The 26,035-nt window shown below is 70.2% G+C and carries 29 protein-coding genes; 16 read left to right on the forward strand and 13 right to left on the reverse strand.

What is annotated here, in order from left to right:
• Positions 1 to 53 precede the first annotated feature (53 nt).
• From ACH492_RS03265 to ACH492_RS03275, 3 genes are all read left to right on the forward strand, one after another.
• Positions 54 to 254 (forward strand): hypothetical protein, encoded by a 201-nt coding sequence (locus ACH492_RS03265; protein ID WP_398982200.1) that lies wholly within the window; start codon positions 54 to 56, stop codon positions 252 to 254.
• A gap of 211 nt (positions 255 to 465) precedes the next feature.
• Entirely contained in the window at positions 466 to 1,692 is a 1,227-nt protein-coding gene (metK, locus tag ACH492_RS03270) for a methionine adenosyltransferase (RefSeq protein ID WP_398982202.1), read from the forward strand.
• A 67-nt stretch (positions 1,693 to 1,759) separates the two neighbouring features.
• On the forward strand, positions 1,760 to 2,743 hold the full coding sequence (locus ACH492_RS03275) for a carbohydrate kinase family protein (protein ID WP_398982204.1): 984 nt from the start codon (positions 1,760 to 1,762) through the stop codon (positions 2,741 to 2,743).
• 162 nt (positions 2,744 to 2,905) lie between these two features.
• Here ACH492_RS03275 and ACH492_RS03280 read toward each other — a convergent pair whose 3' ends face one another.
• The 3 genes from ACH492_RS03280 to ACH492_RS03290 all read right to left on the reverse strand — a co-directional run bounded on the left by ACH492_RS03280 (position 2,906) and on the right by ACH492_RS03290 (position 4,283).
• The gene (locus ACH492_RS03280; protein ID WP_307660050.1) at positions 2,906 to 3,199 is read right to left on the reverse strand and encodes a hypothetical protein; all 294 of its coding nucleotides are present in this window, start codon (positions 3,197 to 3,199) and stop codon (positions 2,906 to 2,908) included.
• A 101-nt stretch (positions 3,200 to 3,300) separates the two neighbouring features.
• Positions 3,301 to 3,660: a hypothetical protein gene (locus ACH492_RS03285; protein ID WP_398983287.1), complete on the reverse strand. Its 360-nt coding sequence runs from the start codon at positions 3,658 to 3,660 to the stop codon at positions 3,301 to 3,303.
• 62 nt (positions 3,661 to 3,722) lie between these two features.
• Positions 3,723 to 4,283: an ATP-binding protein gene (locus tag ACH492_RS03290; protein ID WP_398982206.1), complete on the reverse strand. Its 561-nt coding sequence runs from the start codon at positions 4,281 to 4,283 to the stop codon at positions 3,723 to 3,725.
• Between the two features lie 124 nt (positions 4,284 to 4,407).
• On the opposite strand from ACH492_RS03290, the gene ACH492_RS03295 reads away from it, so the two are divergent.
• The gene (locus tag ACH492_RS03295; protein ID WP_398982208.1) at positions 4,408 to 5,268 is read left to right on the forward strand and encodes a helix-turn-helix domain-containing protein; all 861 of its coding nucleotides are present in this window, start codon (positions 4,408 to 4,410) and stop codon (positions 5,266 to 5,268) included.
• Positions 5,269 to 5,505 (forward strand): DUF397 domain-containing protein, encoded by a 237-nt coding sequence (locus ACH492_RS03300; RefSeq protein WP_307660047.1) that lies wholly within the window; start codon positions 5,269 to 5,271, stop codon positions 5,503 to 5,505.
• Positions 5,506 to 5,647: 142 nt separating this feature from the next.
• On the opposite strand, the gene ACH492_RS03305 is transcribed toward ACH492_RS03300, so the two are convergent.
• Positions 5,648 to 6,043 carry a cupin domain-containing protein gene (locus tag ACH492_RS03305; protein WP_398982210.1) on the reverse strand — a complete coding sequence of 132 codons (396 nt, stop codon included), beginning with the start codon at positions 6,041 to 6,043 and terminating at the stop codon, positions 5,648 to 5,650.
• Between the two features lie 53 nt (positions 6,044 to 6,096).
• On the opposite strand from ACH492_RS03305, the gene ACH492_RS03310 reads away from it, so the two are divergent.
• Positions 6,097 to 7,101, forward strand: coding sequence for a GlxA family transcriptional regulator (locus ACH492_RS03310; protein ID WP_398982212.1), 1,005 nt, complete (start codon positions 6,097 to 6,099; stop codon positions 7,099 to 7,101).
• A 7-nt stretch (positions 7,102 to 7,108) separates the two neighbouring features.
• On the opposite strand, the gene ACH492_RS03315 is transcribed toward ACH492_RS03310, so the two are convergent.
• Positions 7,109 to 7,417 (reverse strand): hypothetical protein, encoded by a 309-nt coding sequence (locus tag ACH492_RS03315; protein ID WP_398982214.1) that lies wholly within the window; start codon positions 7,415 to 7,417, stop codon positions 7,109 to 7,111.
• Between the two features lie 207 nt (positions 7,418 to 7,624).
• Here ACH492_RS03315 and ACH492_RS03320 point away from each other — a divergent pair, with 207 nt between their 5' ends.
• Together ACH492_RS03320 and ACH492_RS03325 are read left to right on the forward strand one after the other, a co-directional pair.
• A complete protein-coding gene (locus tag ACH492_RS03320) occupies positions 7,625 to 9,076 on the forward strand; it encodes a PQQ-dependent sugar dehydrogenase (RefSeq protein WP_398982216.1) in 1,452 nt (483 codons plus the stop codon).
• Positions 9,066 to 10,016, forward strand: coding sequence for a LamG-like jellyroll fold domain-containing protein (locus tag ACH492_RS03325; RefSeq protein ID WP_398982218.1), 951 nt, complete (start codon positions 9,066 to 9,068; stop codon positions 10,014 to 10,016). Before ACH492_RS03320 ends, ACH492_RS03325 begins: the two co-directional genes overlap by 11 nt.
• On the opposite strand, the gene ACH492_RS03330 is transcribed toward ACH492_RS03325, so the two are convergent.
• The gene (locus tag ACH492_RS03330) at positions 9,988 to 11,394 is read right to left on the reverse strand and encodes a glycosyltransferase family 87 protein (RefSeq protein ID WP_398982220.1); all 1,407 of its coding nucleotides are present in this window, start codon (positions 11,392 to 11,394) and stop codon (positions 9,988 to 9,990) included. The two genes, ACH492_RS03325 and ACH492_RS03330, sit on opposite strands and share 29 nt — an antisense overlap.
• A gap of 186 nt (positions 11,395 to 11,580) precedes the next feature.
• Between ACH492_RS03330 and ACH492_RS03335 the strand changes: the two genes are divergently transcribed.
• The 3 genes from ACH492_RS03335 (at position 11,581) to ACH492_RS03345 (ending at position 13,752) form a co-directional block, all read left to right on the forward strand.
• On the forward strand, positions 11,581 to 12,720 hold the full coding sequence (locus ACH492_RS03335) for a molybdopterin-dependent oxidoreductase (protein WP_398983289.1): 1,140 nt from the start codon (positions 11,581 to 11,583) through the stop codon (positions 12,718 to 12,720).
• Entirely contained in the window at positions 12,720 to 13,109 is a 390-nt protein-coding gene (locus ACH492_RS03340; RefSeq protein ID WP_398982222.1) for a hypothetical protein, read from the forward strand. The genes ACH492_RS03335 and ACH492_RS03340 overlap by 1 nt, the downstream gene beginning before the upstream one ends.
• A gap of 112 nt (positions 13,110 to 13,221) precedes the next feature.
• The gene (locus ACH492_RS03345) at positions 13,222 to 13,752 is read left to right on the forward strand and encodes a hypothetical protein (RefSeq protein ID WP_398982224.1); all 531 of its coding nucleotides are present in this window, start codon (positions 13,222 to 13,224) and stop codon (positions 13,750 to 13,752) included.
• A gap of 112 nt (positions 13,753 to 13,864) precedes the next feature.
• Here ACH492_RS03345 and ACH492_RS03350 read toward each other — a convergent pair whose 3' ends face one another.
• From ACH492_RS03350 to ACH492_RS03380, 7 genes are all read right to left on the reverse strand, one after another.
• Positions 13,865 to 14,071, reverse strand: coding sequence for a YbdD/YjiX family protein (locus ACH492_RS03350; protein WP_398982226.1), 207 nt, complete (start codon positions 14,069 to 14,071; stop codon positions 13,865 to 13,867).
• A 14-nt stretch (positions 14,072 to 14,085) separates the two neighbouring features.
• Positions 14,086 to 16,281, reverse strand: coding sequence for a carbon starvation CstA family protein (locus tag ACH492_RS03355; protein ID WP_398982228.1), 2,196 nt, complete (start codon positions 16,279 to 16,281; stop codon positions 14,086 to 14,088).
• Positions 16,282 to 16,534: 253 nt separating this feature from the next.
• Positions 16,535 to 17,110, reverse strand: coding sequence for a GNAT family N-acetyltransferase (locus ACH492_RS03360; RefSeq protein ID WP_398982230.1), 576 nt, complete (start codon positions 17,108 to 17,110; stop codon positions 16,535 to 16,537).
• Between the two features lie 103 nt (positions 17,111 to 17,213).
• Complete coding sequence (locus ACH492_RS03365) at positions 17,214 to 17,861, reverse strand: methyltransferase domain-containing protein (protein ID WP_398982232.1); 648 nt, start codon at positions 17,859 to 17,861, stop codon at positions 17,214 to 17,216.
• Positions 17,858 to 18,550, reverse strand: a complete 693-nt coding sequence (locus tag ACH492_RS03370; RefSeq protein ID WP_398982234.1) for a DUF2064 domain-containing protein — start codon at positions 18,548 to 18,550, stop codon at positions 17,858 to 17,860. The genes ACH492_RS03365 and ACH492_RS03370 overlap by 4 nt, the downstream gene beginning before the upstream one ends.
• Positions 18,547 to 19,227 (reverse strand): glycosyltransferase family 2 protein, encoded by a 681-nt coding sequence (locus ACH492_RS03375; RefSeq protein ID WP_398982236.1) that lies wholly within the window; start codon positions 19,225 to 19,227, stop codon positions 18,547 to 18,549. The genes ACH492_RS03370 and ACH492_RS03375 overlap by 4 nt, the downstream gene beginning before the upstream one ends.
• Positions 19,224 to 20,279 carry an NAD-dependent epimerase/dehydratase family protein gene (locus ACH492_RS03380; RefSeq protein ID WP_398982238.1) on the reverse strand — a complete coding sequence of 352 codons (1,056 nt, stop codon included), beginning with the start codon at positions 20,277 to 20,279 and terminating at the stop codon, positions 19,224 to 19,226. The genes ACH492_RS03375 and ACH492_RS03380 overlap by 4 nt, the downstream gene beginning before the upstream one ends.
• Before the next feature lie 245 nt (positions 20,280 to 20,524).
• On the opposite strand from ACH492_RS03380, the gene ACH492_RS03385 reads away from it, so the two are divergent.
• From ACH492_RS03385 to ACH492_RS03405, 5 genes are all read left to right on the forward strand, one after another.
• Positions 20,525 to 21,526: a LacI family DNA-binding transcriptional regulator gene (locus ACH492_RS03385; protein ID WP_398982240.1), complete on the forward strand. Its 1,002-nt coding sequence runs from the start codon at positions 20,525 to 20,527 to the stop codon at positions 21,524 to 21,526.
• Between the two features lie 79 nt (positions 21,527 to 21,605).
• The gene (locus tag ACH492_RS03390) at positions 21,606 to 22,817 is read left to right on the forward strand and encodes an ABC transporter substrate-binding protein (protein WP_398982242.1); all 1,212 of its coding nucleotides are present in this window, start codon (positions 21,606 to 21,608) and stop codon (positions 22,815 to 22,817) included.
• Complete coding sequence (locus tag ACH492_RS03395) at positions 22,817 to 23,935, forward strand: ABC transporter ATP-binding protein (protein WP_398982244.1); 1,119 nt, start codon at positions 22,817 to 22,819, stop codon at positions 23,933 to 23,935. Before ACH492_RS03390 ends, ACH492_RS03395 begins: the two co-directional genes overlap by 1 nt.
• A 274-nt stretch (positions 23,936 to 24,209) precedes the next feature.
• Positions 24,210 to 25,130, forward strand: coding sequence for an ABC transporter permease (locus ACH492_RS03400; protein ID WP_398982246.1), 921 nt, complete (start codon positions 24,210 to 24,212; stop codon positions 25,128 to 25,130).
• On the forward strand, positions 25,130 to 26,023 hold the full coding sequence (locus ACH492_RS03405) for an ABC transporter permease (RefSeq protein WP_398982247.1): 894 nt from the start codon (positions 25,130 to 25,132) through the stop codon (positions 26,021 to 26,023). Before ACH492_RS03400 ends, ACH492_RS03405 begins: the two co-directional genes overlap by 1 nt.
• Positions 26,024 to 26,035: the final 12 nt, after the last annotated feature.

A 26,035-nucleotide genomic window follows, 5' to 3' on the forward strand; every position in this document is an offset into this window, starting at 1 on the left:
GGCACGGCGCATGGTCCTACGGCACTGGCAGTTCCGTACAGAGGAGACCGGCCATGTCGTCGTTGCGAAGCTTTCTGCTCGTCAAAGTGCTGCGTCCGGTGGCCCGGGCACTCATCGTCTATGGGATGTGCTGGTTGTACATCCCCGATGTCGACCATGAGGAAATCCTGCCGACAGACAGTTTTCCCAGAGAAGACAGCAAGGAATACCGCACCCTTTTCGGCGAGGTCGAGTCGCCTTCAAGGTGGTCCTGAGCCGCAATTCGTCTGTACGCCGGGGCCCGTGTGAGTACGCCGCGGGAGCGGCGCCCAGGGCCTCATCGGGCCGATGCAGGGTGTGGGCGATCACCGAACCCTCGGGCACGCCCTAGCCGCCTTCGAGCCCCCTTGCAGGGCCGAAGCGCAGCCTGACCGCAATGCGGCACCAGGACAGCGCGGCTACTACGCCCGGCCAATTGGAGGATTCGTGTCCCTTCGCCTGTTCACCTCGGAATCAGTGACCGAGGGCCATCCCGACAAGATCGCTGACCAGATCAGCGACGCGGTCCTCGACGCGCTGCTGGCGCAGGACCCGAAGTCACGGGTCGCCGTCGAGACGCTGATCACCACCGGCCAGGTCCATCTGGCCGGAGAGGTCAGCACCACTGCGTACGCCGACATCCAGCAACTGGTCCGCGAGACCGTGCTGAAGATCGGCTACGACTCGTCGGCGAAGGGTTTCGACGGTGCCTCCTGCGGTGTGTCGGTCTCCATCGGTGCACAGTCGCCCGACATCGCACAAGGCGTCGACACTGCCTACGAGAAGCGCGTCGAGGGGTCCGCCACAGGTGAAGAAGGTGACGCGCTGGGCGAGCAGGGCGCCGGCGACCAGGGCCTGATGTTCGGCTACGCCTCCGACGAGACGCCCGAGCTGATGCCTCTGCCCATCACGCTCGCCCACCGCCTCGCCAAGCGCCTCACCGAGGTGCGCAAGAACGCCACCGTCCCCTACCTGCGTCCCGACGGGAAGACTCAGGTCACCATCGAGTACGACGGCGACAAGGCGGTCCGCCTCGACACCGTCGTGGTCTCCTCGCAGCACGCCCCCGGTATCGACCTGGACTCGCTGCTCATCCCGGACATCCGCGACTGCGTCGTACGCCCGGTGCTACATGAGCTCGTCGAGGACGGCGTGCAACTGCGCACTGAGGGCTACCGACTGCTGGTCAATCCGACCGGACGGTTCGAGATCGGTGGCCCGATGGGCGACGCCGGCCTCACCGGCCGCAAGATCATCATCGACACGTACGGCGGCATGGCCCGTCACGGCGGCGGCGCGTTCTCCGGCAAGGACCCGTCCAAGGTGGACCGTTCGGCGGCGTACGCGATGCGCTGGGTCGCGAAGAACGTGGTCGCCGCCGGCCTCGCGGCGCGCTGCGAAGTGCAGGTCGCGTACGCGATCGGCAAGGCGGACCCGGTCGGTCTGTTCGTCGAGACCTTCGGCACCGAGACCGTGCCCGTGCCGCGTATCCAGTTCGCCATCGACCAGATCTTCGACCTGCGCCCGGCGGCCATCATCCGCGACCTCGACCTGTTGCGCCCCATCTACGCGCAGACCGCGGCCTACGGCCACTTCGGCCGCGACCTCCCCGACTTCACCTGGGAGTCCACCGACCGTGCGGAGAAGCTGCGTCAGGCAGCCGTCGCCGACTGAGCCCCACTCGGCGCCGGCTCAGCGGCGGCGGATCAACGCACCATCCGTAGACCAAGGAGCAGTGACCGTGCGCATAGCCGTAACCGGTTCGATCGCAACGGACCACCTGATGGTCTTCCCCGGCCGGTTCACCGAGCAGCTGATCGCCGGCAGCCTCGACAAGGTGTCGCTCTCCTTCCTCGTCGAAGAGCTGGAGATCCGGTGCGGCGGCGTCGCCGCGAACATCGCCTTCGGCCTCGGACGGCTGGGCATCGGCCCCTACCTCGTCGGAGCGGTGGGCGCGGACTTCGCCGAGTACCGGATCTGGCTGAAGCAGAATGGCGTGGACACCGACTCGGTGCACATCAGCGAGTTGCTGCACACCGCGCGTTTCGTGCGGACGACGGACGCCGACAACGGCCGGATCAGCTCCTTCTACCCCGGAGCCATGAGCGAAGCCCGCACGATCGACCTGGCGCCGGTGCGGGAACGGGCCGGCGGCCTGGACCTGGTGGTGATTTCGCACAATGACCCCGGCGCAATGATCCGCCACACCCGTGAGTGCAACGGCCTGGGGATTGCGTTCGCCGCCGACCCGTCCCAGCAGCTCGCGTTCCTGCAGCGCGACGATGTGCGCGAACTGCTCGCCCACCCGGCCTATCTGTTCACCAATGAGTACGAGAGCGTGCTCATCCAGGAGAAGAGCGGCTGGACCGAACAGCAGATCCTGGGTCGGGTCGGCACCTGGGTCACCACCCGGGGGGCGGACGGCGTCCACATCGCCCGCGCCGGGCTGCTGCCGGTCGAAGCGCCGGCGGTGCCGCCGAACGGGACACTCGAGCCGACCGGCGTCGGCGACGCCTTCCGGGCGGGCTTCCTCGCGGCGACCGCCTGGGGCGTGGGCCTCGAGAGCGCGGCCCATCTGGGCAGCGCACTGGCCACGACCGTGCTGGAGACCACGGGCCCGCAGCTGTCCGAGCTGAACGGCGGCGAGCTGCTGGGACGCATCCGTGGCACATACGGAGAAGAAGCCGCCGCCGAGCTGGCTCCGCACCTGGCGGCACTGGGATGAGGGGCACCCGTGCCGACGCCCTGCGCGGGGCTGTTGCGCGACCGGTCACTCCTCGTTCGTGATGTACCTCGACGAGAAGGTCGCCCGTACTGACACACCCTCAGCATCAGGTACCAGCGGTACCGGGCCCCCGCCTGTCCCCCGGGCGGGGGCCCGACCCATTCAGCGCATGGATGCGACGGCCCACTCGGCGACGACGGCCACCGCGACGCCTACCCCCAGAACCGCGGTGGCCACCCGCGTACGCCCTTGTCGGCTGAGAACCAGGGCACTGCCGCAGAGGATCAGCGCGATGCCGTAGAAGCCCATGGTCAGCACCGAGTGCGTGCTGCCGAGCCGCAGCACAAGGGTGACGCCCACGGCGATCATGATGACCGCGGAGAGAGCTATCCGTATGCCGCGTGCCTGACGTGGTGTGAGCCCCTGTCGTTCCGGGCTCGAATTGGCTTCTGACATGCTCGGAAGACTAGCCGTCCCGTCCCGGCGCATACTGTCGGGGCCGACCCTCTGCCCGCTCGCGCTCATCTGCCCGCTCGCGCTCATCTGTCCGCTCGGGCTCACGCGCCGCGGGCGCTGCCCACGCCGGCCGTCCACAGCGGAGCGGCGCCGGTGATCTGGCAGGCCATCAGATAGAGCGGGATCGGCGGGGTGTATGGGCTGTTGCCGTCGGGCCAGCGGATGAGGCGGGGGTTGGTCGCCGGTATGTACGCCTCGCGGGCGTAGTGCGACGGCAGCGGCCAGGTCAGCTCCAGGTCGGAGCCGGCCGGCACGATCCACCACCACCAGTCGTTGTCGGCGAAGACACAGCCGTTCCGCGGCAGCCGCCCGAGCAGCCTGAAGGCGTACCGCGCGGGAACGCCCACGGCGTCGCAGCCCAGATTGGCCACAAGCGCAGACGGGAGTGCGAGCCGGGTCATCCGGGATTCGCCGGTCTCCCTGTGGTGACGGCCGCTCCGCGAGAGGAGCGTCGCCAGGCCTTTCAGCACAGCCTCTCCGGTCCCGGCAGCCCAAAGCCCGCCCCGTTCGGAAAGTCCGTTCCGAACGGAAGGTCTGACCCGAGCGCAACGTCCGCTCCGAACGGAAGGTCTGCTTGCGGCAGTTCGGCCCGCGCCAGCTCGGCCCAGACGATGCGGCCGGGGCCGTGTTTCGACTCGTACGCGCCCCAGGCGCTGCTCACGGCCTCGACCAGCAGCAGTCCGCGCCCGCGCTCCTCCTCGACGGTGTGGCAGACGTGCGGGCCGGTGGGCATGGACCCCTGGTCCTGCACGGTGATGCGCAGCCGCTCTGCGCCGTTGAGGAGTTCGCAGGCGACCAGGTGGCCGTCGGTGTGCACGACCGCGTTGGTGACCAGCTCGGAGACGACGAGCATCGCCGTATCGTGAACATCTCCGCCTATGCCCCAGCAGTGGAGCCGCTCGCGGGTGAGCTTTCTCGCCCTGCTGACGAGCTCGGCACGCGCGGGCAGCTCGAAGCCGTATCGGTGGTGGTCGGCCCCCGCGCACGGGTCCCGTCGCTGGGCAGTGAGCGCGTCACGGTTCACCCGACCACTCTCCCGCCGACGTGGACACCTTGGCAAGGCCCACTCTGGAAAATTCAGAGTGGGCATATTCATCGCTACGGGGCCGTGGCACACTGCTCGCAACAGCACGTGGGGAGGTCTCGAAGTGAGTGAACCGCGGTCCGCCCCCACTGTGGGGCAGGTCGTTCTCGGCAAGCGCTTGCAGGATCTGCGGGAGCGAGCCGGGCTCAGGCGTGAGGAGGCCGCAAAGGTCCTTCGCGTTGCCGCGGGCACCATCCGCCGGATGGAAACCGCCGAGGTTGCGTTGAAAATCCCGTATGTCCAGCTGTTGCTGAACGCGTACGGGATCACCGACGAGGAGGCGCGCGGTTTCATCGAGCTGGCCGAGGAGGCCAACAAGCCCGGCTGGTGGCAGCGCTTTCACGACGTTCTGCCGGGCTGGTTCAGCATGTACGTCAGCCTGGAGGGCGCGGCCAGCCTGATCCGCGCCTATGAGCCGCATTTCGTGCCCGGTCTGCTGCAGACGGAGGACTACGCCCGCGCGATCATGCTCGGCGGAGCCGTCGGCCAGACCGATAGGGGCGATATCGAGCGCCATGTGGCGCTGCGGATGGAACGCCAGGCACTGCTCACCCGCCCCGACGCACCCAAGCTGTGGGTGATCATGGACGAGACGGTGTTCCGCCGGCCCGTCGGCGGCCCCGGCGTCATGAGAGCGCAGATCGATCGGCTGCTCGAAGGCGCCCAGCTGCCCCATGTCACCCTGCAGATCGCGGAGTTCGCGACCGGACACCACCCCGGCACCTACGGGCCGTTCGTCCTCTTCCGGTTCGCTGTCCCCGAGCTCCCGGACATGGTCTACAGCGAGTACCTCACCGGCGCCGTCTACCTCGACGCGCGCCCCGAGGTCGCTTCGCATCTGGAGGTTCTGGACCGCATGGCGGCTCAGGCCGCGACTGCGCAACGCACGAAGGAGATCCTCAGGGATCTCCGCGAGGAGCTGTGAATGGACTACATATACAACGGCATGCCGGCCGCCGAGCTGGGCAGCGAGGGCTGGCACAAGCCGTGGAGCGGCGGCAACGGGGGCAACTGCTTCGAGACCATGAAGCTGGCCGACGGCCGGGTCGCGGTGCGCCAGTCGGCGGACCCGGACGGCCCCGCGCTGATCTACACCTGCGGCGAGTTCGCCGCGTTCATCGAGGGAGCCAAGTCCGGCCAGGCGGACTTCCTGCTCAACTGACGGCGAACCAGATCCGCACCTGATCCGCACCCGGTCCGCAGCTGACTGCTCAGCTGCCCCTCACCACCGAGACACGTGGAGCGAGAGATGACCGGTCACGAAGCCGCCGCCTGCGGATCGACACCAGCAAGTCGCATCGTGCTCAGAAGTCGAGTGTGTGCCCCGTCGTCACGTCGACATTGTCCGGGATCTCGTCGTGGCGGTCACCGACCGTCTGCGTCCCGGTGGGCTCGAAGAGGAGGATCGCGGCGCCGGACGGAGCGGACGGCTTGTGCTCCGTGCCACGCGGGACCGTGAAGAGGGAGCCCTTGGGGAGCGAGACCGTGCGCTCACCCGCGGGCTCGCGCAGGGAGATGTGCAGCTCGCCGTCGAGCACCAGGAAGAACTCGTCGGTGTCGTCGTGGACGTGCCAGAGGTGTTCGCCCTCGACCTTGGCGACGCGTACGTCGTAGTCGTTGACCCGGGTGACGATGCGGGGACTCCACAGGGTGTCGAAGGAGGCCAGGACCTTGCTGAGGGCGATCGGTTCGTTGCTCATGTGCTCAACCATCCGACGTTCCGCAGCACTGGTGTGAGTGGTAGAAATGGCTAATGCCGCAAGAATCCTCGCACCGAGGTCGTGAGGGAAGTCCGCACCGGGTCGTCGTGATCGTCGACGAGAACTCGAACCCCTTCGAGCTCGGCTGCGCGACCGAAGTGTTCGGCCTGCGCAGGCCTGAGATCGGCCGTGACCTCTACGACTTCACACTCTGCTCGCCCGAGCCCCGCACGTTGATGCGGGACGGATTCTTCACGCTCACGGGAGTCGCCGATCTGGAGGCGGCCGACTCGGCGGACACCTTGATCGTGCCAAACCGGCCCGACGTCGAGGTGCCCCGCCGCCCCGCCGTCCTCCACGCCGTCCGCCGGGCGCACGCCCGAGGGACAAGGCTGGTCGGCTTCTGCAGCGGCGCCTTCACCCTGGCCGAGGCCGGGGTCCTCGACGGGCGCCGGGCCACCGCGCACTGGCAGTGGGCGGACTCCTTCCGGGCGCGCTTCCCCACCGTCCAGCTCGAACCGGACGTGCTGTTCGTCGACGACGGCGACATCCTGACCGCCGCGGGCAGCGCGGCCGCGCTCGACCTCGGGCTGCACCTGGTCCGCCGCGACCACGGAGCCGAGATCGCCAACTCGGTGAGCCGGCGCCTCGTCTTCGCCGCCCACCGGGACGGCGGCCAGCGGCAGTTCGTGGAGCGGCCGGTGCCCGACGTGCCGGACGAGTCCCTGGCCCCGGTACTGGCCTGGGCACAGGGACGGCTGGACGCGCCCCTTGCCGTGCCCGACCTCGCGGCGCGTGCGGCACTGAGTCCCGCAACCTTGCACCGCCGCTTCCAGGCCCAGTTGGGCACCACTCCACTCGCGTGGCTCACCGGGGAACGCCTCGCCCTCGCCTGCCGGCTGATCGAACGGGGCGTATCCCCTCTCGACGTGGTCGCACGGCGCAGCGGCCTGGGCACCACTGCCAATCTGCGCGCTCTGATGCGCCGCGAGACCGGGCTCACCCCCTCGGCATACCGCCGCCGGTTCGGGCCGGGGGCGGACGACACGCCCTGGTGAGCCCTCGTCAGCCCGTCGCGGCCTCAAGCAGCGTCGCCAGGAACTTCTCCGGGGGCGAGACATTCCCCGCCGAGTCGATCGTCCGGTACTCGATCGTGTGGGTGCCGTAGTCGGGGGATGCGTCGTCCCACGGCACCGCGCGGGTCTTGCCGAGCTTGCCGTAGACGAGATCGTCGATGACCGTGCCGCCCGGGGTGAAGCGGTACGGCGCGTCCGCGTCGGTCGGCCAGCCGTAGTACGTCTGCCAGCCGTCGCCGTCGACCCGGAACTGCGACACCACATGGCCGACCCGGTCGTCACGGGCCGTCAGCCTCATCGTGAATGGCCCGTCGTAGACGTACTCGGCAGCTCGGCCGCTTGGCTGTCGACCCGCTCCGACGGGCGGAGCCTACGGGGCGGATTGGCGTGCACACCACATTGCTCGTTCCGCACCCCTTGCCGCCTCCGGCCCCGCTTTGTAGCTTGGCGCAGGCGCTGTCGTGGAAGCGCTTTCTACGCCGTCCGAGCCGACGAGGTGAGCGGGATGCCCCAGCCAGGAAGAGGCCGGTCAGCGATTTCCGCGGGGGTGCTGCTGATGGCGCTGATCGCGCCACCGGCACTCGCGCAGGACGAAGGGCCGATAGCCGATCCACTGCCTGACCCGGCCGTCTCCCGGCACGGTCTCGTACTCGAGGAGTTCGCGACCCTCCCCAAGTCGGAGTCGGTGCCGCCGCCGACCGACGCCCGGCTCAAACGCTGGGCCCGCATCAACTACCTCGGCGAACTGCCCGACCACTCACGCCGGTTGTACGTCCCCGACCTCAACGGCAAGCTCTATCTGCTGGACCGCAAAGGCAGATCGCGCGAGTACCTCGATGTCGGCGCCGCGATGGGACCGGACTTCTGGTCGCACAAGGGACTCGGCAGTGGCTTCGGATTCGTGGCCTTCCACCCGCACTTCGCCCGCAACGGCATCTTCTACACGGTGCACACCGAGGCCCGTGACGCGCTCACCACCAAGCCCGTGGACCTCGTCGCCCCCACAACCACCCGCATCCACAGCGTGATCACCGAGTGGACCGCCGACAACCCGCGCGCGAACACCTTCAGCGGCACCCGGCGCGAAGTGATGCGCCTCGGCTTCCAGGACACGTACCACGACATTCAAGAGATCAACTTCAATCCGAACGCCCGCCCCCGGGACAAGGACTACGGCCTCCTCTACGTGGCGGTCGGCGACGGCGCGGCGGGCGCCGGCGGCACCGTCCCGCAGGATCTGACCGCGCCCCAGGGCAAGATCCTGCGGATCGACCCGCTCGGCCACAACGGCCCCGGCGGCAAATGGGGAATCCCCGCCTCCAACCCCTTCGCCGGTCAGCAGGGCAAGCTCGGCGAGATCTTCGCGTACGGGCTGCGCGACCCGCACCGCTTCAGCTGGGACACCGGGGGCCGCCACCAGATGTTCATCGGCCACATCGGTGAGCACCGGGTCGAGTCGGTGTACGACGCCAAGGCGGGCGACAACTTCGGCTGGAGCAACCGCGAGGGGCCGTTCGCCTACCGCAAGGCCGACAACCCCACCTGCGGCGTGTTCCCGCTCCCGGCCGACGACGCCAAGAACGGCTACACCTACCCGGTCGCCGCCTTCGACCACAACCCGCCCCCGGAAAAACCCTGTTCGGACAGCGGCAACGCCCTCATCGGCGGCTTCGTCCACCGCGGCCGGCAGGTGCCCGCGCTGTACGGCAAGTACATCTACTCCGAGGGCGTGAGCGGACGGATCTTCTACTCCGAGGTCCGGGAGATGCGCCGTGGCGGCCCGCTCGCCACGGTCCACCAGCTCCAGGTCTTCGACGCGGGCGGCGCACTGACCTCGATGCAGGCGCTGGCCGGCGACAAGCGGGTCGACCTGCGGTTCGGCACCGACCGCGCGGGCGAGCTGTATGTGCTCTCGAAAGCCAACGGCACGATCTGGAAGGTGTCCGATGCGAAATAGTCCAGCCGGCCACCGCGGCAGAGGGCTTCTCGCGGCAGTGCTCGCCGTCGCCCTGCTGCCCCTGACACTCGCCCCGGCAGCCGCGAGCGCCCAGCACGGCCCCGTACTGCCGTCGCTGAAGCGGAATCTCGTCGCGTACTACGACTTCGGTCATCCGGTACGCGGCAACCCCGGCTGGGAGCGCGACCGCGGGCGGTCCGGCACCGACATCCAGCTCGTCAACGGCGGCGCCCGGATGCGGGCATGGGACAGGGACCGCGGCCATGTCCTGCAGACCCGGCAGAAAACGCCCACCGCCCCGGGCAACGACGACTGGAAGGCGGGCGTCTACGGCCCCGACGGCATCCCCACCCTGCACGCCTTCAACGGCGTCCGCGAGACGACCGTCATGGGCTGGTTCAAGATGACCGGCGAGAACCCCGGCCCCAATTCGGGCTCCGCCAAGCCGGACGACCGCTATGGAGCGATCGGCCTGGCCGGAGTCCTCTCCGGCACGTCGCAGGGCCACGATGTGCGTGCCCTCCTCGAACTCATCACGGTCAACGGCGAGATGAAGGTCGTCGCGCTCGGCCGCCGCGTCGACGGCGCCAGTTCGCAGACCTTCGCCGCCGACGCCGACTGGAAATCGCTGTTGCCGCAGGACTCATGGGTGTTTCTCGCGGCGACCTTCGACTACGACGACGGCACGATGGCGCTCTACCGCAACGGCCGAGCCCTGCCCGGCTTCTACACGCTCACCGGCGACCCGTGGGCCGTCGAAGGGCCGCCCGAGCCGGACGCCGCATCGCCGAGCGACCCGCGCGGCATCAAGATCGGCGGCAGCTATCCGCAGAACACCAAGGAGGGCAACCCCTGCAACTGCAGGATGGACGACCTGATGTTCCTCGACCGCGCGCTGACCCCCGGCGAGGTCATGGCCCAGTACCGACGGACCAGGTAGGGAGCGCCTGCCGTTCGTAACGACGACGCCGCGCACGACGACGCAGTACGCAGCCGGCGAGCACCGCGCCGGCTGCGACCGCGTACACGACGGTCCCCACGGTCTGCGGGTCGGCGTCCATCATGACGGTGACGTACTTGGCCGCGCCCGCGACCGCTACCGCGAGCCACTCCCACCGCCCGTCCAGGGCCACCAGCGCGACCAGCAGCAGGGCGTACCAGGAGTAGCCCGGAGTCAGCAGCAGGAACGCCGTGCCGGTGACCAGCAGGGCGCCGCTCCAAGGGCGTTCCGGATCGCCGCGCCACACGACGTGGACGGCGACCGCCAGCATCCCGGCGATCACGGCGGGTAGCGTCCAGTCGTCCGGCAGCACCAGCCGGAGCAGCGCATAGCGATTACTGGCCGAGGGGTCGTCGTACCCCTCCTCCTGCGTATAGCCGCCGAGAAAGCCGAAGACCGAGCTGTCGGACACGAGGACATAGGGGAGATAGCTCATAGCGACGACCGCGGCGGCCGGCAGCAGTGCGGCCGCCGCGTCCCGCACCCGCCGCACACCCGAGAGCGCGCCGGGCAGCACCACGGCGGGCAGCAGCTTGGTCGCGACCGCCGCGCCGAGCATCGCCCCGCCCACGATGCGCCGCTGTACCAGCACACCGAGGCCCACGACCGCGAGGAGCGCCCCGAGCACATCGGCATGCGCGTTGTTCACCGCCTCGACCGGCACGATCGGACACCAGGCCCAGTACGCCGCACGGCGCGGATCGCCGCGCCGCCGAAGCACCAGCAGCAGCGCGGCGGTGGTGCCCAGCGCCAGCAGCGCGCCACCCGTCTGAAGGGCCTTGTGCCGCGCCCCGTCGGGCGAGAGCGCGTGGACGAGCAGGAAATACCCCTCCGCCACCGGCGGGTAGATGGTGTGCACCTGCGGCCGGTTGATCCGTGTGCAGTGCACCCCGCCCTCGGGGCCCGGAATCCGTGCTCGGCCGGGGCCCACGCACTGCGCCCCGGTGGGGAACAGCCAGCCGTCGCGCAGCCCGGCGAGCGCGGGATCGGCGGGGGCGTGGTCGTACGGCGAGATCCCGGCCGCCTGCACTCTGCCGTCCCAGGCGTAGCGGTACGAGTCGGTGCTGGTGCGCGGCGGAGCGAGGAGGCCGGTCGCCGCCACCGCGACACCGCCCGCGACGACGAGGGCCACGGCGTGCCGCACCGGGGCCTTGCGTACGGCGACGACCGCGGCGGCGAACAGCGCCCAGCAGGCGGCGTACCACCAGGAGAGCCCGAGGGCATCGGTGAAGTAGCCGTCCTTGCGGATCGTCACGGCGAGCACGGCCGCCAGGGCCACCAGCAGGGCGCCGGCGGCGAGAGTACGCGGGTTGATCACAGGCTCAGCGTCGCAGCCGGAGGCGGCGTGGGCCGTGCGCCGCCCCCTGACGTCCGCATTCCGTAAGGTGTCGCAACCCTCCGCGCGGGCCGCCTGAGAGGTCTCATGGAAGACATGAAGCTCCGATCGCCACGGCTGCCCCGACCGCCCCGGCTGCCCAGGATGACCCTGCCGCGACCGCCCAGGATGCCCCGGCTGCCGGCACCGATTCTGCCGACGTTCTCGGGGAAGCTGCACGACGCCCGAACGGCCACCTCCATCGGCCGCTGGCTGGGCGGGGCGATCGCCGTCTGCTTCGTGACCGGGGTGACCAGCCACTATCTTCAGCACCCGCCGGACTGGCTCGCGAACGTACTGCCGAGCCGGCCGACCTGGGGCTACCGGCTGACCCAGGGCCTGCATGTGGCGAGCGGCATCGCCGCCGTCCCGCTGCTGCTCGCCAAGCTGTGGGCGGTCTACCCGCGGCTGTTCGTGTGGCCCGCGTTGCGGTCGGTGCGGCACGCGCTGGAGCGGCTTTCCGTGGCGGTGCTCGTCGCTGCGGCCGTCTTCCAGCTCTTCACCGGGCTGCTCAACATCGTGCAGTGGTACCCGTGGCCGTTCTCCTTCGTGCCCGTGCATTTCGCCGTCGCCTGGCTGCTGCTCGGCGCGGTGGTCCTGCATGTGGCGGTCAAGTACCCGGAGATCAGGGCGCATTGGAGCAGACGCTCGCCCGGCACACTGGAACTCCCGGCGGCGGAAGGACCCGACCGGCGCTCCCTGCTGACCGGCATCGCAGCCGCGGTCGGCGCTGTCACGCTCACCACCGTGGGCCAGTCCCTCACCCCGCTGAAACGCTTCGACCTGCTCGCGCCGCGCCACCCGGACCACGGCCCGCAGGGCCTGCCGGTCAACCGCACGGCCGCCGCGGCCGGACTGGGGGGAGTGAGCACCGCCCACTGGCGGCTGACCGTGGTCGGCCGTGACTCGTATCAACTCACCCTCGACGAGCTCGCGGCCATGCCGCAGCACACCGTGACCCTGCCCATCGCCTGTGTGGAGGGCTGGAGCAAGTCTGCCCAGTGGACCGGCGTACGCGTACAGGACCTGCTGGAACGTGCCGGAGCGCGCCCCGACGCGGCGGTACGGGTGGTGTCGCTGGAGCGGCGCGGCACATACCGAGTGATGGAGATGGGCAGCGGCTACACCCGCGATCCGCTCACCCTGCTCGCCCTGCGCCTCAACGGCCAGGTGCTCTCGCTGGACCACGGCTTCCCGGCGCGCATCATCGCGCCGAACCGCCCCGGTGTGCTGCAGACCAAGTGGGTCACCAGGATGGAGGTCCTGTGATGCGGACCGTGGCGGGCGCACTGGGTCTCGCCCTGATGGCCGTCGGCGCGACGTTGCTGCTGACCGGCGGACAGCTGAAGGACGTCGCGCTGTGGCTGGCGGGCGCGATCGTCCTGCACGACGGGATCATCGCGCCGTTGGTGCTCGGCGTCGGCCTGCTGCTGGCGGCCGTCCCGGCCCGCGGCACGGTCCGCGGGGCGCTGGTGGTGGCCGGCTGTCTGACGATGATCGCGCTGCCGCCGCTGGTGCGGCCGGGGGCGCCGACCAATCCGTCGGCGCTGCCGCTGGACTACCTGCGCAACTTGCTGCTCGTGCTGGTGGCGGTGGCGGTGGTGACGGGGGTACTGCTGGCGGTGCGGTGGCTGCTCCGCAAAATGCCGCGGCGTTGAACATCTGACGAACGCGTCCGGCGGGCCGGTCGAACCCCGACCGTGCGGGGAAACAGTTGGTTCGGCGGCCCGTCCATGGGGGGCCACGGGGTCGAGCGCTGGGGACACGGCAATGATCAGGTTCGCGCACAAGGAGCTGTCGTACGCCGGGGCGGTCACAGTCGCCGGGGTGATCGCCGGGGGAGTGGGCGTCGCCGTGAACGGTCCCGTGGAGCCGCGCGGCTGGTGGGCTCTCGCCGCGATCCCCGTGTGGGCGGTCCTGTGGCGCTGGCTCAACACGACCAGGCTGCTGCAACGTGGTGACCTGCCCATGTTTGAAGCGGCCGTGCCGATCGCAGATCCCGGCAGGGCGCTGGGCTCGCCGGACCAGGTCCGCCGGACACTCAGGGAGTTCTACGGCAAGATATTCGGCTTCTGGATCGTCGGGGCCACGGCGCTCGCGTACTTCGAGCCGCTCACCGTCGTGTTCTGCTTCGTGCATGGGGTGGACGCGCTGCTGCGGGGCGTGCAGACCGCCCGCTGGGAGCGACGGCACGGAGTCCTGCTTTGGCGGGGCCACGTCGAGCAGGAGCAGCAGCCGGCCGACATCGGTCGGCCGCGCTGCTACACGACGCCGCGGCAGGGCGCCTTGGTCCAAAGCTGACCGACGGCCGCTGCGTCACGAGGGTTCGTCGTCGGCAGGCCAGCGCCTCCGCTGCCGGGCCCGGATCCGGCCTCGCGGCGGGCGTCGGCGCGGTGGCCCGCCGCCGTATCGCTCAGCAACAACGGAACCCCTCGCGCGGATCGGCTTCCCTGGCGTCCATGCGGCTGCGCTCGAACTCTCGGCGCGACATCACCTTCGCGCCCGGGGCGTGGGACCTGGCGTGCGCGACGTAGCGGTCGTACCCCGACTCGCCCGAAACCTCGCCCACGTACCAGCGGATCCAGTCCACCGCGCGTCGCACGCCACTCACCGCTGTCATACCCGTCACGGTACTCACGCCTTCCCGCTTCCCGCAGCCGCGCGGTTCGCGCCACCGGGTCCGGCCGCCGCCAGCTCGGCCTTCTCCTCCTTGGTGGGAATCAGCCCGGCCGGTGCGACCAGCTTCGACTCGACGTACGGGACCTCGGCGAGACGGATGCTCTCCGGGGCGCGGACCGACTTCACGCAGACCCTGGCCGCATCCGCGAGAACCACCACGATGAGGACGGCGAAGAGGGCCGAGAGAATGCCGTCGACGGTCGAGTTGGTCACGATGGTGTGCATCTCTTCCATCGTCTTCGCCGGCGGCAGTACCTGGTCGGCGTCGATGCCCGCCTGGTACCTGTCGCGCTGGGTGAAGAAGCCCACCTTGGGATCGCCCGAGAAGATCTTCTGCCAGCTCGCGGTGAGGGTGACTGCGGCGTCCCAGGCGAGCGGAACGGCCGTCACCCAGGCCCACTTGAGACGCCCGGACTTGATCAGCAGCGTGGTGCAGACGGCGAGCGCGACGGCGGCCAGCAGCTGGTTGGCGATGCCGAAGAGCGGGAAGAGCTGGTTGATGCCGCCGAGCGGGTCGTGCACACCGACCCAGAGGAAGTAGCCCCAGCAGCCGACCACGACAGCGCTCGCGAACCAGACACCCGGCTTCCAGCTGACCTGCTTCATCGGCTTGTAGATGTTGCCCAGCATGTCCTGGAGCATGAAGCGCCCGACCCGGGTTCCCGCGTCGACCGTGGTGAGGATGAAGAGCGCCTCGAACATGATGGCGAAGTGGTACCAGAACGCCTTCAGACCGGCGCCGCCCACGACCGCCGAGAAGATGTCCGACATACCCAGGGCGAAGGTCGGCGCACCGCCCGTGCGCGAGAGCAGAGTTGCCTCCTCGACGTCCCTGGCGGCCTGTGTCAGCTGATCCGGGGTGATGGTGAAGCCCAGGTTGGCGACCGCCTGCGAGGCGGACTCCACCGTGGTGCCGAGGACGGCGCCGGGGGAGTTGATCGCGAAGTACAGGCCGGGGTCGAGGATGCAGGCGCAGATCATCGCCATGACCGCGACGAAGGACTCGGTCAGCATCGCCCCGTAGCCGATCATCCGGATCTGGGTCTCCTTCTGGATCATCTTCGGGGTGGTGCCCGAGGCGATCAGGGAGTGGAAGCCGGACAGCGCGCCACAGGCGATGGTGATGAAGACGAACGGGAAGAGGGATCCCGCGAAGACCGGCCCCTGGCCGTTGCCCGCGAACTCGGTGACCGCCGGCATCTTCAGGGTCGGCGCCGCGATCACCACGCCCACTGCGAGCAGCACGATGGTGCCGACCTTCATGAAGGTGGAGAGGTAGTCGCGCGGCGCCAGCAGCATCCAGACCGGGAGTACGGAGGCGAAGAACCCGTACACCACCATCCAGATGACCAGGGTGCTCGGCTCCAGGGTGAAGAAGTCGGCCAGTGAGGACTCGGCGACCCAGCCGCCCGCGATGATGGCGAGCAGCAGCAGCGCGACACCGATGAGCGACACCTCCGGGACCTTGCCCGGCCGCAGCACCCGCAGGTAGAAGCCCATGAAGAACGCGATCGGGATCGTCATGCCGATGGAGAAGACGCCCCACGGCGAGTGGGCCAGCGCATTGACGATCACCAGCGCCAGCACGGCCAGCAGGATGATCATGATGACGAAGACCGCGATCAGCGCCGCGGCGCCACCGAAGGGGCCGATCTCGTCCCGCGCCATCTGACCGAGCGAACGGCCGTCACGGCGTGTGGAGAAGAACAGCGTGATCATGTCCTGGACGGCGCCGGCGAGGATGACACCGACGATGATCCAGATCGTGCCCGGCAGGTACCCCATCTGCGCGGCGAGGATCGGACCGACCAGCGGACCGGCCCCGGCGATCGCCGCGAAGTGGTGGCCGAAGAGCACCCGGCGGTCGGTCGGGTGGAAGTCGATGCCGTTGTTCAGCCGCTCGGCGGGGGTGGCCCGCGTTCTGTCGACCTTCAGTACGCGGTGGGCGATGAAGCGGGAGTAGAAGCGGTACGCGATGGCGTACGAGCCGAGAGCGGCCGCGAGCATCCAGACGGCGGAGACCTGCTCGCCGCGGGCGAGGGCGAGCACGCCCCAGCCGGCCGCGCCCACCAGGGCGACGATCACCCAGACGACGATCGATTGCGGACTCATCCTCCGCCGGGAGGTGGTCGGTGGTGCCGGCTCGGCCATGGTGTGGCTCCCGTCCCGTCGTGATCACCTGTGTCGCGCAGGAGATTGTGGGGACCGTGTCACCAGCGTACCCGCGCGCCCGGCGAAGCTCTTGCCGGTGACGAGATCTCTTCCCCGGGCGCGTGGGCACGATCGACTGGACCACCGGCATGGCCTACCTGATGCGGGGCGGGCGACCGCCGTGGCGGCTGCGTCGCAGGCGGTGACCGATCTGGTCAACCGGACGGACATGCCCGATCAACTGACCAACCCATCAAAGAGACACGCTCTGGCTGGGCTCCGGTATCCGCAACCATTCGTGATCGAGCACCGCGGGCACTACGGAGTCGCGCCACTTCCCGGCCTTCCGGATGTGCTCCCGAATGACGCCCTCCTCGGTCATGCCCGCGGCGGTCATGGTCCTTGCCGACGCTGCGTTGAGCGGCGAGCGGGCACCCCAAATGCGGTGCAGGTTCAGGTCCTCGAACCCGAGGCCGAGTAGCAGGCGTACGGTCTCGATTCCGTATCCGACGCCCCACACATCGGGACGTAGGGCAAAGCCGAAGGTGGCCGCTCGTTGCTGCTGGGGATCCATGGCGATACGGCCGAACCCGATCAGGTCGTTGCTGTCCCGCCTGGCGACCGCGAGGGCGTATTCAGTGCGCGGCGTGGTGGCGGCCGACGCCCTGGACCGGGCGACGATCTGCTCCACGTCGGTCGGCGTGCGCGGCTCGAATGAGAGATGCTCTGTCGCCTCCGGGCTTCCGTAGACGGCGAAGACGGCGTCCACGTCGTCAAGAGCGAGTTCGCGGAGCTCGAGACGCTGACTGCAGCGGCTGACCGGACGCATGCCAGGGGACTCTACCGGCGCCCTTGGCGCGGGAGCGCCGGCCGGACACCATCGCCATATGGCTCCGCGCATGACCGGCCGGACAGAACCTGGCTGCCGCGGGCTACGCGCGGCGCAGCGCCACGAACGTGCGCCCCGCCACCATCCAGTGGTCCGCCTCCTCCGCCTCCCAGCCCGCGGAGCGCGCGTAGTCGAGCAGCGCGGGGGTGCCGACGCGGGCCCAGGGGAAGGCCGAGCCCTGGGCGCTGCCGCCGTCGAAGACGCGTACCTGTACGCGCTCGTCCACATCGAGCGGGGAGGTCTCGGCCAGCAGCACGCCGTCGTCGGCGACCAGGTGTGCCACGCGGCCGAGCAGCGCGCCCGGGTCCCCGCCGATGCCGATGTTGCCGTCGATGAGCAGGGCGGTGCCCCAACTCCCCTCGCGGGGAAGCGGGTCGAAGACGGAACGGTGCAGTGCGCTGCCGCCCGTCCGCACCGTGCGGGCCACCGCCTCCGGGCTCACATCGATGCCGAGCGTCGGCCGCCCCAGCGCGGCGAGTGCCGCGACCAGGCGGCCGGGGCCACAGCCGATGTCGAGCACCGTGCCGCGGCAGCGCTCCAGCACCGTCAGATCCGCGGAGTCCGGCGCCGCGCACCAGCGTTCGACCTCCAGCGGCAGCAGCCAGCCGTCGGGTCGGCGCAGGAAGAGCGGGCCGCGGCCGGTGCGCAGTGCGTCGGTGTACGGATCGGCCTGCCAGGCGGGCGCGGTCATCGCGCCCCTGTCCCGGTGAGCGCGGCAAGGGCCGCGGCGAACCGGGTGCCCGGCGCCTCGGCCGCGACATGACGCGCGTCGGCCGCGGTGTCGACGTCCCGCAGCACCGGCAGTTCACGCACCGTCAGCCCGGCCCGGGCGAGCCGGTGCCGCTGCACGGCGCCGGTCTCCGGCACGGACATAGGCACGCCCCGCAGCAGCGCGGGATCCGGGTCGGCCATCCCGAGCGCCCAGAACCCACCGTCGGCGGCGGGCCCGAAGGAGGCCTCGCCGTCGCCCAACTCCAGCCCGGCGCCGAGAAGTTCGGCCGTGACCTGCGGTGTGTCCATCCCGACCAGCAGCGCGGGCCCCTCGCACAGCCCGAAGGCATGCGCCAGCCGCGCGTCGAGCCCACCCGCACACTGCGGCACGACCTCGAAGCCGTGCGGCAGCCAATCGCCGGGTACACCGTCGAGCGCGAGGACCCGGCGGCGTACGGGAGTGGCCAGCACGACGTCCAAGGTGTCGCGGAGCGCGGCCTCGGCGAGCCGAGCGGCCTCTTCCGGGGAGTACGCGGGACAGAGCCGCGTCTTGACCCGCCCGGGCACGGGCGCCTTGGCAATGACGAGCAGCGTGCCGCGGCTCTGCGCCGCCCCGGCGATTGCCCGCTGCCGCGCACCCGTGGCGCCCGTCGCGCCTGTCGTGCTCATCGAACACCGCTCCCCACGGGCCGCTCCGACAGCACCGACCGCATGTCCCGGACCGCCTGCCAGGTGCCCCGCCACGTGCCCGTCACCTTCGACGTTCCCGACCTCGGCAGGTACGGGACGTCCACCTCCGTCACCCGCCAGCCCGCGTCCGCCGCGCGGACCACCATCTGCAGCGGGTAGCCGCTGCGGCGGTCGGTCAGATCCAGGGCCAGCAGGTCGTCGCGGCGTGCCGCCCGCATCGGGCCAAGGTCGCGCAGCCGCAGGCCGGTGCGCCGGCGCAGTATCCGGGACAGGGCCAGATTCCCGGCCCGGGCGTGCGGCGGCCACGCGCCCCGGCCCTGCGGACGTCGGCGGCCCAGCACCAAGTCGCTGCTCCCCTCAGCGACTTGGCGTACGAAACCGGTCAGCAGCCCCGGGTCCAGCGAGGCGTCACAGTCGCAGAAGCACACATACTCCGCCTCGGCAGCCAGCAGTCCCGCATGGCACGCGGCGCCGAAGCCTCGCCGCCACTCGTGCACCACCGTCGCGCCCAGCCCGCGGGCGATCCGGTCCGAGCCGTCCGTCGAACCGTTGTCCACGACGATCGCGCGCCACCCGGGCGGGATCCGCTCCAGCACCCACGGCAGGGCCTCGGCCTCGTCCAGACACGGAAGTACGACGTCCACGTCCGCGGTCATGACGCCGCACCCCGCAGCCCGCTCGCGGCGAACTCCGCCATCCCCTCCACGAAGCCGACCTGTGCCTTCCAGCCGAGCTCGGCCCGCAGTCGCCGCGAGTCGGCGGTGATGTGCCGTACATCGCCCATCCGGAACTCCCCGGTGACCACCGGCGCGGGACCGCCGTGCGCCGAAGCCAGTGCGGCCGCCATCTCGCCGACCGTGTGCGGCGTGCCGCTGCCCGTGTTGTACGCGGTGAGCACGCCCGGCTCCCGGTCGCGCACCGCCTCCAGCGCGATGGCATTCGCGTCCGCGACGTCCCGTACATGCACGAAGTCCCGCCGCTGCCGCCCGTCTTCGAAGACCCGCGGCGCCTCGCCCCGTTCGAGCGCCGACCGGAAGAACGAGGCCACGCCCGCGTACGAGGTGTCCCGCGGCATCCCCGGCCCGTACACATTGTGGTAGCGCAGGGCGACGGCCCGTCCGCCGCTCGCCCTGGCCCAGGCAGCGGCCAGATGCTCCTGCGCCAGCTTCGTCGTCGCGTACACATTGCGCGGGTCCGTCGGCGCGTCCTCGCCCACCAGCCCGGGGGCAAGCTCCGCCCCGCACTCGGGGCACAGCGGCTCGAAGCGCCCGGCCGCGAGATCCGTGGCGGCGCGCGGGCCCGGCCGCACCCTGCCGTGGCGCGGGCAGTCGTAGCGGCCCTCGCCGTAGACGACCATCGAGCCGGCCAGCACGAGGTTCGCGACCCCCGCCTCGGCCATCGCCGCGAGCAGCACGGCCGTACCGAGATCATTGCAGCCGACGTACTCGGGTGCGTCCGCAAAGTCCTTGCCGAGCCCGACCATCGCCGCCTGGTGGCAGACCGCGTCCACGCCACGCAGCGCCCGCGCCGTCACCACCCGGTCCCGTACGTCCGCCAGGATCCACTCGGCGTCGGGCAGCGGAGGCGGTTCCGGATGGGCCGCCGGGAGCAGGGCGTCGAGTACGACCGGGTCATGGCCGCGCGCGGCAAGGGCCGCGACGACCTGCGAGCCGATGAAGCCCGCGCCTCCTGTGACGAGTACACGCATACTGGCGACGCTACGGCCGCAAACCCCGCTGATCGTCGTCGCGCGCCGTGCCGTCACAGGTACGTAAGGACTTCAGCCACATGGAGTCGTCGTACGGAGTCGGAGTCGTCGGACGAAGTCGTCGTACAGAGGCGTCGGACGCTCGGCGTCATGGTCCGGTCATGGTCCGGCCGGCCTCGTACTCTGCTACTTTCCTGGGGCGAGAAACCGGTTTCTCACCGTGCGTGCCAAAGGAGAGCGTCCTGATGGTTGCCTCGAAGCGTGCGAAAAGGGTCACGATCGCCGATGTCGCACGGGAAGCCGGGGCCTCCGTCGCCACCGTCTCCCGCGTCCTGAACGGCGTGGATACCGTCGCCCCCGTCCTCGCCGAGCGGGTCAGGACGGCCATCGGCGACCTCGGCTACCGGCCGAGCGCCGCCGCGCAGGGCCTGGCGCGCGGCCGCTCCGGCACCATCGGCGTGCTCGTCCCCGATCTCGCGAACCCCTACTTCCACGACATCATCAAGTCGGTGTCCATCGTGGCCCGCGAGGCCGGCAGCCGAGTCCTGGTGATGGACTCCAACGAAGACCCGGACGTGGAACGGGAGCTGACCGAGGACCTGATCCGTTACGCGGACGGCCTGCTGCTCTGCTCGCCCCGGATGCCGCGCGCCGACCTCGCCGCGCTCGCGGGCCGCGGCACCCCCATGCTGGTCACCAACCGCCAGGTCGCGGGCCTGGCGCTGCACTCGATCACGGTGGACTTCTTCCGCGGGATCATGGCCCTGTGCGGCCATCTCGCCCAGCTCGGCCATCGCAAGGTCGTCTATCTCGAGGGCCCGGAGCACGCCTGGGCCAACGGTGAACGGCTGCGCGCTCTTTCGGGCGCGGAGGCCTTCGGCCTCGAAGTGCACGCGGTGCCCTGCGGGTCCACCACCGACGAGGGCTACGCGGCGGCCCCCGGGGCCCTGGAGAGCGGCGCCACGGCCGTGATCGCGTACAACGACTTCGTCGCGCTCGGCGTCCTCGCCCGCTTCTCCGAGCTGGGCGTGAAGGTGCCCGACGACATGTCGCTGACCGGCTTCGACGAGATCGACATGGCCCGCTTCTCCACGCCCCCGCTGACCACGGTAGCGGTACCGCGCGACCGGCTGGGGCAGATCGCGGGTGAGGCGCTCGGCCGCATCATGGGCGGCGACGAGGACATCGAGCCCGCAACTGTCCCCGTTGAACTGCGCGTTCGCGGTTCCACCGGCGCACTGTCTTGACACGGCTCCTGGCGAGGTGGACCTTGTTCGGGCACAGGGCCGAGTAAGCGCTATCTCACCAAGAGGGGTGCGAGTCGCCATGTCCCGTCAACTGCGCCACCGTTCAGCAAGGATCGCGCTCGCGGGACTGCTGCTCGCGGTGGCAGCCGCCGGCTGCGGCGCCCCCGACTCCGGGAGTACGGAGTCCAAGGACAAGACCCCGCAGAAGATCCCGGCGAAGCCGGGCAAGCCGGTGACGCTCGACATCCTGGATGTCGCCGGGAACCTCCAGCTGACCCAGGGCATGATCGACGAATTCGTCGAGCAGCACCCGGACATCATCGGCAAGGTCACCTACTCCAAGGCCCCGGCGCCCGACCTGGCCGGCAAGATCAAGGCGCAGCAGCAGGCCGGCCGCGTCCAGATCGACCTCGTACTCACCGGGACGGACGGTCTGGCCGCCGGACTCTCGCAGAAGCTGTGGAGCTCCATGGCGGAGCACCAGTCGCTCATCGGCACGCCGGACTATCTTCAGCCCGCCGCCGAGATGCACAAGCTCGCGCAGGGGCAGGGCACCGCGATCGTCTACTACCCCTCAGGCCCGCTCATCGAGTTCAACCCGGACAAGGTCAAGAACCCGCCGAAGTCCCCCCAGGAGCTGCTCGCCTGGGCCAGGGAGCACCCCAAGAAGTTCCAGTACGCCGACCCGGCCAACTCCGGCCCGGGGCGCACCTTCCTGATGGGTCTGCCGTATCTCCTCGGCGACAAGGACCCCGGCGACCCGGTCAAGGGCTGGGACAAGACCTGGGCGTACCTCAAAGAGCTCGACAAGTACGTCGGCGTCTACGGCTCCGGCACCACCGAGACCATGAAGAACCTGGCGTCCGGCCAGCACGACATGGTGATGTCGACGACCGGCTGGTACATCAACCCGCGGGCGCTCGGCACCGTGCCGAAGAAGATGAAGGCCGGGCACTTCGACAAGATGACGTGGGTGACCGACGCGCAGTACGCGGTGGTCCCCAAGGGCGTCGACGCCGACACCATGTCCGCGACGCTCGCGCTGATCAAGTGGATGCTCACACCCGAGCAGCAGGCCAAGGCGTACGACGACGGGTACTTCTACCCCGGTCCCGCGATCAAGAACGTGCCGCTGACGATGGCGCCGGAGAAGTCGCAGAAGGTGCTGAGGGAGTTCGGCGTCCCGGAGTTCGACCAGTGGATCGACCAGTTCCCGAAGAAGCCCTCGCTGCCGGCGGAGCAACAGGTCAAGGCGTTCGACATGTGGAACCGCGAGGTGGCGGGTCGCTGATGTCCCGGTTCTCGACGCTCAGGCTGGACAAGGTCTCCCGCAGCTTCGGCCGCCACGCGGCGCTGCGGGAACTCGAACTCGAGATCAGGGGCGGCGAGTTCGTCGCCCTCCTCGGGCCCTCCGGCTGCGGCAAGTCCACCGCCCTGAACTGCCTGGCCGGGCTCCTGCCGCTCACCGGCGGGGCGATCAGGCTCGACGACGAACGCATCGACCATGTCGCGCCGGAGCGCCGCGGCTTCGGCATGGTCTTCCAGAACTACGCGCTCTTCCCGCACCTCACCGTGCGCGGGAACGTGGCCTTCGGCCTGAAGATGGCCAAGGTGCCGAAGGCGGACATCGCCCGCCGGACGGACCGCGCGCTGGAGATGGTCCAGTTGACCGAACACGCCCACAAGCGGCCCGGCCAGCTCTCCGGCGGGCAGCAGCAGCGCGTCGCCATCGCCCGCGCGATCGTCCTGGAGCCGCGGCTGGTCCTGATGGACGAGCCGCTGTCCAATCTGGACGCCGCGCTCCGCCTGGAGATGCGCACCGAGATCCGGCGGCTGCACCAGAGTCTCGGGCTGACCACGGTGTACGTCACCCACGACCAGGAGGAGGCGCTGTCGCTCGCCGACCGCCTGGTCGTGCTCCGCGACGGGCTCATGCAGCAGGTCGGCACGCCCGAAGAGGTGTACGGCAGGCCCGCGAACCGCTATGTCGCGGGCTTCATGGGCTACCGCAACATGCTCGACGTCACGGTCACGGCGACGGCCGGCGGCGAGCTCTCGCTCCGGCTCGCGGACGCGCGGCTGACGGGCCTGGACCGCGACTCGCTCGCGGCGGGCGGCCCCGGCATCGCGGCGATACGTCCGGAGGACCTGGACGTCGCGGGCGAGAACGCCGCCGGGCGCATCCCGGCGGACATCGAGGTCGTCGAGTATCACGGTCGTGAACTCGCGGTCCAGGCAAGGCTGTCGGACGGCCAGCGGGTCCACTTCCGTACGGCGGGCAGGCTGGCCCCGGGCGACCGGGTGGACCTCGCGGCAGCGCCGGAGAAGGTGCTGGTCTTCGCCCGGGAGGGCGCAGGGCCGGCGGAACCGGTGATGGACGTGCCGCGCCAGAAGGCGGTGACGTCGTGACCGCGCGGGTTCTGCGGGACCGGGCCCGCAGGTGGGGGCGAGGTATCCGTCGCGGCACCGGACGCTTCAACGCCCAGTCGCGATTGGCGTCGACCCACCGACGAGTACCGAGCGCCGGTCCGTGCGGGCCGGGCCCAGCCGCATCGGGCGCAGCCCGGTCGACACCCGCCGCTGCCCGTCGGCGCGTTCGGCTCCGAAGAGGCATCGTGACGCCGGCTCAGCCGGCCCTGCGGTCCAGCGCCGTCGCGGCGGGCAGCCCCGCAGGGGGGACCCCATGACCACCACCCGCGCACCCGCGCCGCCCGTCGGCCGAGGCACCCGGCCCGCGCTGCGGCACCGCCTTGCCGACCGTGGAGTTGACCGGACGCTGCTCCTCCTCACGCCCGGCACGCTCTTTCTCGTACTGCTCTTCTGCTACCCCTTTCTCTACGGGCTCCAGCTCTCCTTCCAGCCCCAGGAGGGCGGTGGCGCGCTCGCCAACTACCGGGAGTTCTTCTCCGACCCGTATCTGCGCGAGACGATCTGGATCACCCTCGAACTCGCCGTGCCCGTCGCCCTGGTGAACTGCCTCGCCGCGGTCCCCGTCGCCTTCCGCACCCGCGGCCCCTTCCGCGGCCGGCGGCTGATCACCACCCTGCTCGTCATGCCGATCACCCTCGGCACGGTCCTCACCGCACAGGGCCTGCTCGGTTATCTCGGCCCCAACGGATGGCTCAACAAAGCTCTGCTGGGCATCGGCCTCATCGACCAGCCGCTGAACCTCGTGCACAACTACTGGGGCGTGTCCGCCTCGCTGGTGATCACCGGCTTCCCCTTCTCGTATCTGCTCACACTCTCCTATCTCACCGGCATCGACCCAAGCCTCGAGCACGCGGCGGCGACGCTGGGGGCGAACCGGCGGCAGCGTTTTCGCCATGTGATGCTGCCGCTGCTCGCTCCGGGGCTTGCGATCACCTTCTGCCTCTCGTTCGTCCTGGCCTTCGCGGTCTTCCCGTCGGCGCAGCTCGTCGGCGACCCGCGGGGGAGTACGCATGTGATCTCGATCGAGGCCTACCAGGCGGCCTTCCAGAAGTTCGACTACTCGCTCGGCTCCGCGATCGCGATGGTGATGGCCGCGGTGATGATGGCGGTCGTGATCCTGGTGCTGGCCTGGCGCTCGATGCTCTACCGCGGCTCCACGGGAGGCAAGGGCTGATGGCCGACGTCATGGACACGCGCGACCGACGCACCGCACCTGAAGACCCCGAGCGCACGAAGCACCGCTTCGGACGGCCCGTCACCTGGGTGACGGCCCTCGTCTTCGGCTTCTTCTTCATCAACGTCGCCGGGGTCATCGGCGTACCGCTGGTCGACTCCTTCGGCACCCGCTGGTTCACCAGCTGGCTGCCGGACGGATGGACGACGAAGTGGTACGGATCGGCCTGGCGGGAGTTCTCCCTCGGCCAGGTCTTCTGGACCACGGCCCTCGTCTCCGTACTCGTCGTCGCCGTCTCGGTGGTCGTCGGCGTACCCGCCGCCTACGCACTCGCCCGGCGCGACTTTCCCGGCAAGCGGCTGGTGCTGCTGCTGTTCCTGCTGCCGATCCTGGTCCCGCCGATCACGTACGGCATTCCGCTCGCGACGGTCCTCTACAAGTTCCAGCTGGCCGGCACGCTGACCGGCGTGGTGCTCGCCAATCTGGTGCCGTCGGTGCCCTTCGTGGTGCTCACGATGACGCCGTTCATCGAACAGATCGACCCGCGGATCGAGGCGGCGGCCCGGATGTGCGGGGCCGGGACCAGCGCGGTCCTGCTGCGCATCCTGGCCCCGCTGCTGGTACCGGGAATCCTCGCAGCCTCCGTCCTCGTCCTGGTCAGGACGGTCGGCATGTTCGAGCTGACCTTCCTCACCGCGGGCCCCGACAGCCAGACCCTCATCGTGGCGCTGTACTACGCGGTGTTCTCCGCCGGTATCCGCACCCAGCAGTCGATCGACGCGATGGCCGTGATGTACACGCTGTCGATGCTGGTGCTGCTGGTGATCGCGCTGCGTTTTGTGAACCCGACGCAGTTGGTGACCCGTGTGAAGGAGGACCGGACCGCCCGCTGACCTCGCCCGCGC

The organism is Streptomyces sp. NPDC019443 (assembly GCF_044389785.1).
GTDB lineage: Bacteria > Actinomycetota > Actinomycetes > Streptomycetales > Streptomycetaceae > Streptomyces.